The 11,619-nt window shown below is 48.8% G+C and carries 8 protein-coding genes and 1 pseudogene; 8 read left to right on the top strand and 1 reads right to left on the bottom strand.

Translation table 11 applies throughout. From position 1 onward, the window contains the following. The 3 genes from AB7S66_RS08250 to nagZ form a co-directional block, all read left to right on the top strand. Window positions 1-3,112: glycoside hydrolase family 2 TIM barrel-domain containing protein (locus AB7S66_RS08250; protein ID WP_428518967.1), on the top strand; the 3,112-nt coding region annotated here is incomplete at its 5' end. 151 nt (window positions 3,113-3,263) lie between these two features. Then, the gene (locus AB7S66_RS08245; protein ID WP_428518966.1) at window positions 3,264-3,809 is read left to right on the top strand and encodes a glutathione peroxidase; all 546 of its coding nucleotides are present in this window, start codon (window positions 3,264-3,266) and stop codon (window positions 3,807-3,809) included. A 118-nt stretch (window positions 3,810-3,927) separates the two neighbouring features. Next, complete coding sequence (nagZ, locus tag AB7S66_RS08240) at window positions 3,928-5,475, top strand: beta-N-acetylhexosaminidase (RefSeq protein ID WP_428518965.1); 1,548 nt, start codon at window positions 3,928-3,930, stop codon at window positions 5,473-5,475. On the opposite strand, the gene AB7S66_RS08235 is transcribed toward nagZ, so the two are convergent. Further along, window positions 5,465-6,484, bottom strand: coding sequence for a LacI family DNA-binding transcriptional regulator (locus tag AB7S66_RS08235; protein ID WP_428518964.1), 1,020 nt, complete (start codon window positions 6,482-6,484; stop codon window positions 5,465-5,467). The genes nagZ and AB7S66_RS08235 overlap by 11 nt on opposite strands. A 220-nt stretch (window positions 6,485-6,704) precedes the next feature. Here AB7S66_RS08235 and AB7S66_RS08230 point away from each other — a divergent pair, with 220 nt between their 5' ends. From AB7S66_RS08230 to AB7S66_RS08210, 5 genes and pseudogenes are all read left to right on the top strand, one after another. Next, complete coding sequence (locus AB7S66_RS08230) at window positions 6,705-7,709, top strand: substrate-binding domain-containing protein (RefSeq protein ID WP_428518963.1); 1,005 nt, start codon at window positions 6,705-6,707, stop codon at window positions 7,707-7,709. A gap of 87 nt (window positions 7,710-7,796) precedes the next feature. After that, window positions 7,797-9,299: a sugar ABC transporter ATP-binding protein gene (locus AB7S66_RS08225; protein ID WP_428518962.1), complete on the top strand. Its 1,503-nt coding sequence runs from the start codon at window positions 7,797-7,799 to the stop codon at window positions 9,297-9,299. Then, window positions 9,296-10,273: an ABC transporter permease gene (locus AB7S66_RS08220; protein WP_428518961.1), complete on the top strand. Its 978-nt coding sequence runs from the start codon at window positions 9,296-9,298 to the stop codon at window positions 10,271-10,273. The genes AB7S66_RS08225 and AB7S66_RS08220 overlap by 4 nt, the downstream gene beginning before the upstream one ends. Window positions 10,274-10,282: 9 nt before the next feature. Then, complete coding sequence (locus AB7S66_RS08215) at window positions 10,283-11,356, top strand: Gfo/Idh/MocA family protein (protein WP_428518960.1); 1,074 nt, start codon at window positions 10,283-10,285, stop codon at window positions 11,354-11,356. Window positions 11,357-11,370: 14 nt separating this feature from the next. Further along, window positions 11,371-11,619: pseudogene (locus AB7S66_RS08210) on the top strand (sugar phosphate isomerase/epimerase); the annotation flags it as partial.

Here is an 11,619-nt window from a genome sequence, read left to right as displayed (position 1 = left end):
GATCACCTCGGTCAATCGGCTTCCGATCAACAGTCTGCCCCCGTCTTTTTCAACCGTAGAAGATGCATTGCATTGGGCGAAAGAAGGGCCTGAAGGGTGGGACCAGGGGGAATCCCCTTACCAGGTAAGGCTGAATGGGACTTGGTCTTTCAGGTATTATGAGACCCCCCTCCAGGTGGAGGGCGAGGTTGTCAAGAAGGATTGTGATCTTGACTTCGATCCCATCAGGGTCCCCGGTGCGTGGAGTGTGCAAGGATGGGACAAGCCACACTATACCAATGTGATCATGCCATTCAGGAACACCCCTCCATTTCCTCCAGAGCAAAATCCTACCGGGGTGTACAGGAAACAGTTCATCATCGACGACGAATGGATGAATAGAAAGACGATTCTCAAGGTTGGTAGTGCTGAGAGCTATCTGGAAGTGTATCTCAATGGCTCATTCGTTGGAATGAGCAAGGATTCCAGGCTCCCTGCGTCCTTTGACCTTACCCCTGTGCTGGAGAAAGGGGAGAATACCCTTGTCCTGATCGTGGTTCGCTATAGTGATGCCTCCTATGTGGAAGACCAGGACCAATGGTGGTTTGGCGGCATCCACCGCACAGTTTCCCTGATCAGTGAGGGAAGCAACGCCCTGCAGGACGTGAAAGTTACACCCACCCTGAATGATACTTTTTCAAAAGCCCACATCCACATCAAAGCACCCTATGCTGGTGGGGACGGGCAGGTGATGCTTATAAGTCTCTATGACCCGGATGGGGCCTTGATCATCTCTCGCCATGTAACGGGTAGCACAGGATCCTATGAGACCACCTTTGAGGTGGATCATCCCCAATTGTGGAGCAGTGAGAAGCCGCTGCTCTACTGCCTCAGTTTTTCCTTGGATGCAGAGCGAGAGCATCGCTCTTGCATGGTAGGGCTGAGAAAGGTGGAAATCGCACGCAGGGCTCTCCTGATAAACGGGAAGCGGGTCTTGATCAAGGGAGTGAACCGGCACGAGCATGATGAGCGGTCGGCAAAGACATTGAGCACAAGCAGCATGGTACGGGATATCAAGCTGATGAAACAGTATAACTTCAATGCAGTGAGAACCTGTCACTACCCGGATGATGAGATCTGGTACGCGCTTTGTGATAAATACGGCTTGTATGTCATGGATGAAGCGAATATCGAGACCCACGCAAACTACGACAGTATCTGTCGTGACGAAGCATGGGCATCCTGCTTTCTGGAGCGGGTGCAGCGGATGGTCCGCCGTGACTACAACCATCCCTCAGTCATTATCTGGTCCCTCGGGAATGAGAGTGGACATGGCAACAACCATGATGCATGTGCTGGATGGATACGGTACTACGACAAGAACCGTCCCATTCACTATGAAGGAGCAAACCGCGACGAATGGGGGCAGGGACCACATTCCCTTTCCAGCTTGAAGCGGGGAAGGTTTACCACCGACATCATAGCCCCGATGTATCCCCCCATCTCCCTGATCGAGGAATGGGACCATACCACTGAGCCTGACAAGGATGACCGTCCCCTGATCATGTGTGAATACAGCCATGCAATGGGAAACTCCAATGGAAGCCTGGGTGACTACTGGAGGGTTATCAAGAAAAGTCGTGGGATACAGGGCGGATTCATCTGGGATTGGGTCGACCAAGGTATTCTGGTGAACGAAGAAGGAGCCCCCGTTGGTTTCTCCTCTCAGGGCTATAGGAACAAGGATGGAATAAAAGCATGGCGCTACGGTGGGGATTTTGGTGATCAACCCACTGATTACGATTTCTGCCTCAACGGCCTGTTGTTTCCCGACCGTACGGTCAAGCCCGTGATGGCTGAATGTCTCAAGGTGCAGCAGTCCATCCAAATCACCAGCGATCATCCAGCGAATGGGGAATTCACCCTTGTCAACGAGCAGGATTTTACCGGCACAGAGCATCTTTCCATCCGTTATCGCCTGGTCAGTGAGGCTGACCCCAAGGTGGTGGAGGGGACGCTCTCCCTTCCTGCTGTGGGCCCCGGTTGCAGTCAGGAGTTTACAGTCCCTGAGTTGTTGGGTGAAGAAGTGCGCTCCATGATGCGCTATGGAGAGACCTTCTTGCTCTTTGAAATCTTCCTCAAGGAAAATACCGCATATGCAGATGCCGGGCATGTAGTGGCTTGGCAACAGTTCAAGCTCTGTGAGGCTCCCAAAAAGGCTTTCCCGATTCCCGAGGCTTCCTTGGCAAGAACCAAGGAGGGTTCATATCTGGTGGAGACGGAGGCTTACCGAGCGAAAATCGGGGAGGATGGCCTTTTGCATAGTCTTGCCTTTGCCGGTCAGAAAGAGCTGCTTGCGAGTCCCCTCAGGGTGAACCTGTTCCGCTGTCCAACCGAGAATGACGGTATCAAGACACTGCAGTCCAATACCGGTGAGCCGGCGTATGACTTCTACCCCGACAACAAGGCCTTCGGCCCTTGGTTCAAGCATAAGCTGAACCAGGTGGGCATGGTCTTGGAGGACATCCATCAGGAGGAAGGGCAACTCTGCACGCAACATCGCTTGGAGAACCCGGACAAGGAGAGCTTTGGCACCTTCATCCAGCACTGGGTCTTCTCTTCGGACAAGCTGTACTATCAGTGTACCTTCGACCTGAATGACACTGTGGAGGAATACCCAAGGGTGGGACTTGCCTGTGATCTTGAGCGGCGATGGTCTGCATGCCGTTATTTCGGCTTGGGTCCACATGAGAACTACCCCGACCGAAAGGATGGGGCGATCATGGGAGAGTACCACGCAACAGTAGACGAGCTCTTTGTTCCTTACATCGTTCCCCAGGATCATGGGGAGCATACAGCTCTCAGGCGCCTGGACCTCTATGATGGCAACACGGGGAGCGTTCAGTTCAGTAGCGATACTCCCTTTTCCTTTGCCTTTCACAGGTATACGACTGATGAGTTATGGAAAAAGCTTCATGCGGACAAGCTGGAGCAGAGCAAATTGCATCATCTGTATCTGGATGCAGCGGTAAGGGGGGTAGGGACAGCAACCTGCGGTCCTGATACACTTCCGCAGTATCGCATTCCCAGTGGTGTCTACCGCCTCTCATTCACCCTCAGCAGCAGTCGCTGAGTGTCTGGTTTCCCCTGGTCATACGGGTGTGTGTCCGGGGGAGTTTCGACAAATCCTTACCAAAACACTTGACAAATATATAAAGGGTAGGTACTATCGAGATATAAGTTTTGAAAAATTAAATAGCAAGCGATATAAATAGGAGGCTCCAATGAACGTATATGATTACTCAGTACAAGACCGGGAAGGAAAACAGGTAGACCTTTCCGAGTATAAAGGCAAGGTACTCCTGATTGTGAACACCGCCACCCAGTGTGGTTTTACCCCTCAGTACACTGAGTTGGAGAAGCTCTATGAAACCTATCAGGGGAAGGGTTTTGAAATCCTGGACTTTCCCTGCAACCAGTTCGATGGACAAGCTCCCGAGGCTATCGAGGAGATCCACGAAATCTGCAAGCTCAAGTATGGAACCAAATTCCCTCAGTTCGGAAAGGTGGAGGTCAACGGAGAAGAGGCTCTTCCCTTGTACAAGTACCTGAAGAGCAAGAAGGGATTTGCAGGGTTCGACATGAGCCACAGGATTGGCCCTGTTCTTGATGGTAAATTGCGTGAGGTTGACCCCGAGTATGAGAAGGATCCGTCGATCAAATGGAACTTTACCAAGTTCCTCATCGACAGAAGTGGGGAAGTGGTTGCCCGCTTTGAGCCGACTCATGATCTTGGCGAAGTTGCCGCATCCGTCGAGAAACTATTGTAAATCTCCAAAATAACAGTATTACCCTTTGCTGGCGTTGTCCTCCGTTGTGTGGGCAACGTCTTTTTTGGTATTGGGTGGCCCTTTATGGTATGATTGTTCCATTGAAGGAGCAACGTACATGGACTTAGAACTCTCATTGGCTTGCAGTATTGGCCAGCACTTGATGTGTGGCCTGCCTGGCTACACCTTGGACGATGCGTTTAGGGAAGCTGTAAGGAAGTACAAGATTTCCAATGTCATCCTGTTTTCCAGGAATATCAGGGACAAGGAGCAACTGTTCTCACTCTGTGCCGATATACAGGAGTTGGTGCAAACAGAGTGTGGTGTCCCAGCCCTGATCGGTATCGACCAGGAGGGAGGGATGGTCAGCCGTCTCTCCAGTGATTGTACGATAGTACCTTCTGCCATGGCTATTGGGGCTACAGGAGATGAGCGTTGTGCCTTGCGGGCAGGCATCATCACAGGACGGGAGCTCTCGGCCTTGGGCGTCAACGTGGACTTTGCTCCATCCCTGGATATGAACAGCAATCCACGTAACCCTGTCATAGGGGTACGCAGTTATGGTGATGATCCCGATGTGGTTTCGCGGTTTGCCCGATCCATGGTTGAAGGTCTCCAGAGCCAGGGGGTGATGGCTGTAGGGAAACACTTTCCCGGGCATGGTGATACACACCAGGACTCCCATCTGGTACTTCCTGCTGTAGGTGGTGAACTTTCAGACCTCCAGAACCACATCCTGCCCTTCAGTGAGGCCGTGAGGGGAGGAATCCAAGGGATCATGAGCAGTCATATCCTGTTCCCCGATATCGAGAAAGAAAATGTTCCAGCAACCATGAGCTCCTTCTTCATGACCGAATTGCTCAAGGATACCTTGGGTTTCAAGGGTCTGGTGTTCAGTGACTGCATGGAGATGCATGCAATTGCAAAGCATTCAGGGACTGTTGACGGAACGGTCTCTGCAATCAAGGCAGGCGTGGATGTGGTTTTGATCAGCCACACAATAAGTCTCGGTATCGCAGCAGCAGAAGCCATTGCCACGGCCCTGGAAGAGGGAAGCCTCTCACGCGAAGTATTCGATGCCTCAACAGAGAAGATCCTACTTGCCAAGCAGATGCTTCTTGAAGCAGAGAGAAAGCCTATATCAGTAGTAGGTAGTGCTCTGCACACCCGGGAGAATCAGAGGCTCTACGCTCAGGGCCTTACCGTGGTACAGGATGTACCCTTTGCACTGGGAGACAATCCCTTTTTCGTTGGAGTCCCTTGTTTTCAGGCAACAGTAGTCTCCAGTGAGGAACATGATGTGGTATTCGCCCCTGATATGGCCCGCCTTGTAGGGGGTACCTCGCTCGTGGTCAGTGAGAATCCTGATGAGAGAGAAATCCAAAAGGTGCTTTCCAAAGCAAGAGGCTGCTCATCTGTAGTGGTAGGAACCTACAACGGCCATCAGTATCCAGGGCAGATAGCTCTTGCCAATGCACTGGCAAAGGATCACCCGGTCCTTACTGTTGCCCTTCGCAATCCCTACGATCTTGCCGAGCTGGATGTACGTATCAGGAGCATTGCTGCGTATGCGTATAATCGGGATACGATACTTGCACTGGCTCGGTTGCTAAAAAAGGAAATTACGGCAACGGGGATTCTGCCTGTGCATTTGGTTAGGACCTAAGAGATTTCTGTGTGGTCTCCCGGACAATGAGTTCAGTGTCCATATACATGCTCCGAATGGGTATCTGCTCAGCATTGATACGCTTGATGAGCATCTCGCAGCTGAGCGATCCCAACTGGAACTTTGGTTGGTTTACCGTGGTGATGGAGGGAGTGCACAGGGAAGAAAGGCCGATATTGTCGAAACCCACAATGGCGATATCCCCAGGTACCCGAAGTGCTGCACGTCTGGATGCCTTGATGGCTGCAGCTGCGTAGACATCACTGGAAGCAAAGAAAGCATCAGGCCGCTGTTCACTGTTCAATAGTTGTGTTGCTGCTGAGACGGCCATGTCATAATCAATTTCCTGCATCTGTATGATGATGTCCGGATCCTTATGGAGGTTGGCCTGTTCCAAAGCTTGTAGGTATCCCTTGAGCCGGTCCCGGGAATATTTATATTCGAGAGGGCCATTGATGAAAGCAATCCTATTCTTGCCCAAAGAAATCAGATACTCAACTGCATTTCTTGCAGCTGAGACATCATCTATCGTGACAAAGGGGATATCAAGTCCGTCGATACACTCACAACATTGGACTAGCGGAAGAATGGTGTTGAGACGGAGTAAGGTTGAGCGCGCAATACAGTTTGTAGTGATCAGTCCAGCCGCATTTGTTTTTTTCAGGAGTGCAGTGAAAGAGTCCAATGATCGTTCGTCGATAGGATCCTCATTGATCAACAAGTTATAACCGTTTCTCTGTGCAGCAGCTTTCGCCCCTTGGATTATCATGCTGTAAAAAGGGTTGTCCAAGCTTGGGATATTGAAAATGATCAAGTCATTGGTTCTTGATGTATTTGCTTCCAGTGCTGATGTATCATACCCAAGCGATTTCATGGCCTCGATGACTTTCTTTCTTGTGTCATCCTTGACGTTTGAGCTGTTGTTGATGACCCGGCTGATGGTGGCAATGGAGATTCCCGAACGATCAGCGATTGCTGAGTATGTAACCTTTTTCTGTGAATCTGTCATGTGTTCCTCTCTAGAGTCACTATAAGGCTCCTTTTTTCAATGAGCAAGTAAATCTTCGAACAAATATGAAAAATTTTACATAAATTGAAACAGAATTACATTAAAATAGGCAGATATTAGCCAAATTCTAATAAATCGCTAAAAATTACGAAAAAAGTTGACACATTTTCAGAAAGATTTATACTTATCATAATGGATTCAATCGCATAGGAGGTTCGTGATGAAAAAGATTCTAGTTTTGCTTCTGGTGTTGTTGGTTACTACCGGCATGGTTTTCGCCCAAGGTGCCAAGGAAGGGGAAAAAAAGCAACTGATGGGAGTTGTAACTCCAAGTGCTGACCATGGATTCACCGCAGAGTCAATCCAGCATTGTGAGGCACAGGTAAAAGCTCTCTCTGCAGAGTATGGATTTGATTATCGGTTCATGACAGCTGCTGAGAGCAGTGAACAGAGTAATGCTGTGGAGACTATTCTCGGTATGAACCCTGATGTCATTGTCCTCTGGCCGGTTAATGGTGATGAACTGAGAAGTGTTGCCCAGAGTGTCATGGATGCAGGTGTTCCCTTGATCGTGTATGATCGCTTCATTCAAGGAATTACCCCTGATGCTGAAATCAGTGGTGATAATGTTGCTATCGGAGAAGGTGCTGGTCGCTATTTCAATGAATATTTCAAGGAAGATCTGGCAAAGGGCCAGGTGAATTACCTCGAGTTCAAGGGAGATAGTTCCTCAGTTCCCATGGAGAGAACCAATGGATTCCTTTCGACGGCCAGTCCAAAGTTCAATCTTGTACAGTCCTTTGTAACCAATTGGAGTCAGCAGACTGCCATGGAACAGATGGAAAACTTCCTCAATACCAAGAGCAAGGCAGAAATTGAATCCATCAAGGCAATCTGGACCCACGATGATGAAATAGTCTTTGGTATCGTCGAGGCACTGAAGAACTATCATGGAGACGCAGATATCAACATCCGTCTAATCAATGGTGTCTCTGCTGGCGAGGGCTTCATGAACCTGTTCGAGAATTCAGGTCTTGAAGGTATCGACTTCATGACCTACACCTTTTCACCTTCGATGGTCCGTGATGCAATCGACCTTGGTTTGAAGGTATTGCAAGGCGAATCTCTTGAGAAGACCTATAAGATACCCACTGAGATGATTGATAAGTCAAACTACAAGAAGTACATGGAAAGTGACTTGTACAAGGTCCGCTATAGCCTGTAACGGTAGGTTGTTCTAAACCTCATGCCCTCTGGAGACAGATATTACTGTCTCCTCTGGGCATCATTTGTATAAGGGAGAAGGATACATATGATTCTGGAAATGAAGCATATATCCAAATCATTCGGAGCTGTACAAGCTGTGAAGGATGTCTCATTCTCGGTAGGGAAGGGGGAGATTCACGGGTTGCTCGGTGAAAATGGTGCTGGAAAGACTACGTTGATGAACATCCTGGCAGGTACCTTTCCTCCGGATATCGGGACGATAGAGATAGATGGGAATGTGGTAGGATCCATGACCCCACGAAAAGCAATGGAGCTGAGAATTCGGTTCATCCATCAGGAATTGAATCTTTGCAACGATCTTACGGTATTCCAGAATATGTTCCTTGGATACGAATATAGCAAGCCTGGTTGGAGGGTAGACAAGAAAAAGGAACTCGAGCACGCCCAAAAGGTCCTTGACTCCATGAACAGCGGCATCAAAGCTGATTTGCTTGTCGCAGATCTTGATACTGCCCAGAAGCAGATGGTCGAAATTGCTCGTGCACTGTTGTTTTCCAGTGAATTGATTATCATGGACGAGCCAACTACGGCATTGAATAACCGTGAAATCGAGAAGCTGTTTACCATCATGAGGGCACTCAAGGATGAAGGGGTTTCCTTCATCTATATCTCCCACAAGATGCCGGAGATATTCAGTATCTGTGATACATACACGGTGCTGCGTGACGGGTCATTCATTAAAACCGGCGCCATTAAGGATATTGATGAACATCAGGCTACTGAATTATTGATTGGAAAGAGGTTCGTCCAGGCGCATATCAAGGACGCCATCCCGGCAAACATCAGCGATGATGTAGTGTTGAATGCGAGAAATCTATCTGGAAAGAGTTTTTTTGATATCTCCTTTTCCGTGCACCGGGGAGAGATCCTGGTAATCACTGGGTTGCAAGGATCTGGTACTGATGAATTGGCAACGGCACTTTTTGGTGCCACAGGCTTGGATCACGGTAGTATTGATGGACCAAATGGTCCACTCGATATGAAGGATATCAAGAAGGTTATGCAAAGTGGGATCGGTATGATCCCCAGAAATCGGAAAGAGCGGGGAATTCTTCCCGATCTTACGATTCGCTACAACAACTCCTTGGCATATTTTGTAGCAAAGCATACCCATTTGCTCGTCAATAAAAAGGAAGAGTCGGATCGCTTCAAGCGAAGCCAGAAACAGATGGGGATCAAGGTGGGCAGTGACCTTGACCCGATTACCAGTCTTTCTGGTGGAAACCAGCAGAAAGTCATTCTCAGCAGGTGGTTGCAGCTCGATGCAGACCTGTACATCATGGATAATCCGACACAAGGAATAGATGTCGGTGCAAAATTTTCTATTTACAAGATCATTGCTGAATTGGCAGCGCAGGGTAAAGGGGTGATTGTATTTACCAGTGAATATCCTGAGATACATCAACTTTCAGATAGGTGTATGGTCTTGTATAAAGGTCGTTGCAGTGCCGTGCTGGAACGTGAAGATATCAGTGAAGTGGGGATTATGGAATATTCAACAGGAACAAGAAGGGAGGCACTCAAGTGAAAGGTGTAACACTGTCTAGGGAGCAGGTACGGGAAACTTGGAGAAATATTACTGGCAACTACAGCCATTGGCTGAGTTTTGTGTTGTTGCTTCTGGTGGCAATTATGGTAAGTCCTTCTTTCCTGACATGGAACAACATCACCAATCAGTTTATACAGGGTTCCATTGTAGGTATATGTGCAATGGGAATGAGCTTGATCATCTCGGCGGGTATGATTGACCTGTCAGTAGGGTCCTCGGTTGCATTGATCAGCGGTTTTGGTGTATTGGTGCTCAACTCAACCAAATCGATTACCCTGACTCTTTTGTTCTGTCTCGGTGCTGGGGTGATTGTTGGTCTCATCAATGGATTGTTGGTTACGAAGGGCAAAATTGCCCCTTTCATTGTTACTCTGGCTACGATGAGTGCATGGAGGTCGGTGATCAATCAGATGGGCCAAGGAGGTCCTTTTACTGTCGACAATTCGATGTATGCTTCTTTCAGGAATATTGCAGCAGGTAGATTTCTTGGTATTCCTCATTTGATGCTTTTCCTGATCGGTATAACGTTGCTCACCGGTTTTATCATGTCCAAGACCAAGTTTGGCACCTATATCTACGCGGTAGGATCAAATCAACAGGCTGCTCGTCTGAGTGGTATCAATGTGAATCGTGTAAAGACCTTGATATTCACCTACGCAGGAACGCTCTATGGCTTGGCTGCCTTTTTGCTTGCTAGCAGATTGACCTCAATTCAAGCAGCAAGTGCGGGAATGGGCTATGAGATGGATGCAATTGCTGCCGTTGCTATTGGTGGTACCAGCATGGACGGTGGAAAAGGGAAAATCATCGGGACATTTCTTGGTGTACTGATGTTGAGGATCATCAATACCGTGTTGATCATGGCCAATGTTCCTCCGTTCCTCAATGGATTGGTAACGGGTGTCATCATCATCGTGGCGGTATTGGCACAGAGCAACAAGAAAGGCAAATAAGGAGAAACTATGCAAATCGGTATAATTGGCGCTGGAGGTATGGCTGCGTATCATGCAAAGGGTTTTTCCCTAGCTGGGGCAGAAGTTGTAGGGATCGCTGATCCTGATGTGCGACGCGCAGAGGCGTTTGCTGCTATGCACGGTATTGCGGCAACCTATCGGACAATGAAAGAGATGAAAGCGCAGCATCCGGACCTAGATGCAGTGTCCATCGTTACTCCCAATAAATTTCATGCTCCATTGACGATTGAAGCTCTTCAGATGGGGTTGCACGTATATTGCGAAAAGCCTCCTGCAAGAAACGCTTCAGAGATGCAGGCAATGTATGACGCCGCGAAGCGTTCAGGAAAACTACTCATGTTTGGTTTTAACAATCGTCTGCGGCCAGAGAGCAAAGCAATGGCTTCCTATATCAGGCAGGGCGAGGTAGGCACAATCAATTCAGCCCAGGCTACATGGATACGAAGAGCAGGAATTCCTGGTTTTGGTGGTTGGTTTACTGACAAGGAACTCTCAGGAGGAGGTCCTGTCATCGACCTGCTGCACATGATTGATCTTGCGCTCTATTTCATGGGGTATCCTGAACCCAAATGTGTATTGGCTTCGACATTCCATGATTTCATGGGAAACGCATCTTTCAAGGGACCCTGGGGCATCGCCGATGGGATGGGCAAGATGGATGTTGAAACAGCTTGCCACGCGATGGTGACTTTCAAGAGTGGCCAGTGCTTGACCATTCGTAACTCCTGGGCCGAGATGAATGAGCGGGAAGTGGTAAGCGTCACATTCCAGGGAACAAAAGCAGGTGGGAAGGTTGAGCGTCTCTTTGGAATTGACGGGGTGGATGAAACCAGCGTTGATTCTGCTGTCCTGTATACAGAGGAATACGGCAGGCAGGTGAACCGGAACATCATCACCGAAAAAGATGAGACGATGGGGCGAATTGCTAATGCGATGAATTTTGTGCAATGCCTGGAGGATGGCATTGAGCCGGTCAACACCCCAGAAGAGGCTCTGATACTGATGCGTATCACTGATGCAATCTACAAGAGCAGTGAAACAGGTTCAAGTGTACTGGTATAGGTAGGAGAAAGAATATGAAACGTTTGGTAACCTTGGCTTCAGGCCAGTTTGGAGATGTGGCTCTCGATTCCCTGTGTGCACTGGCGAAGGAGATGGGCTATGAAGGGATTGAGCTCGCCACTCATGCACATTTTAATGTTCGGAAGGCACTGCAAGAACCCGGATATATTAAGGATGTGAAAAAGACCCTTGATAATTATGGGCTGCAGTGTCAAGCAATCAGTGCACATCTGACCGGACAATGCGTGTGTGATGTCTGGGAT

Origin of the sequence: Sphaerochaeta sp., from assembly GCF_050178175.1 — a bacterium.
GTDB lineage: Bacteria > Spirochaetota > Spirochaetia > Sphaerochaetales > Sphaerochaetaceae > Sphaerochaeta.
The sequence above is the reverse complement of the archived record's forward strand: the minus strand, read 5'-3'. Positions and strand labels throughout refer to the sequence as shown.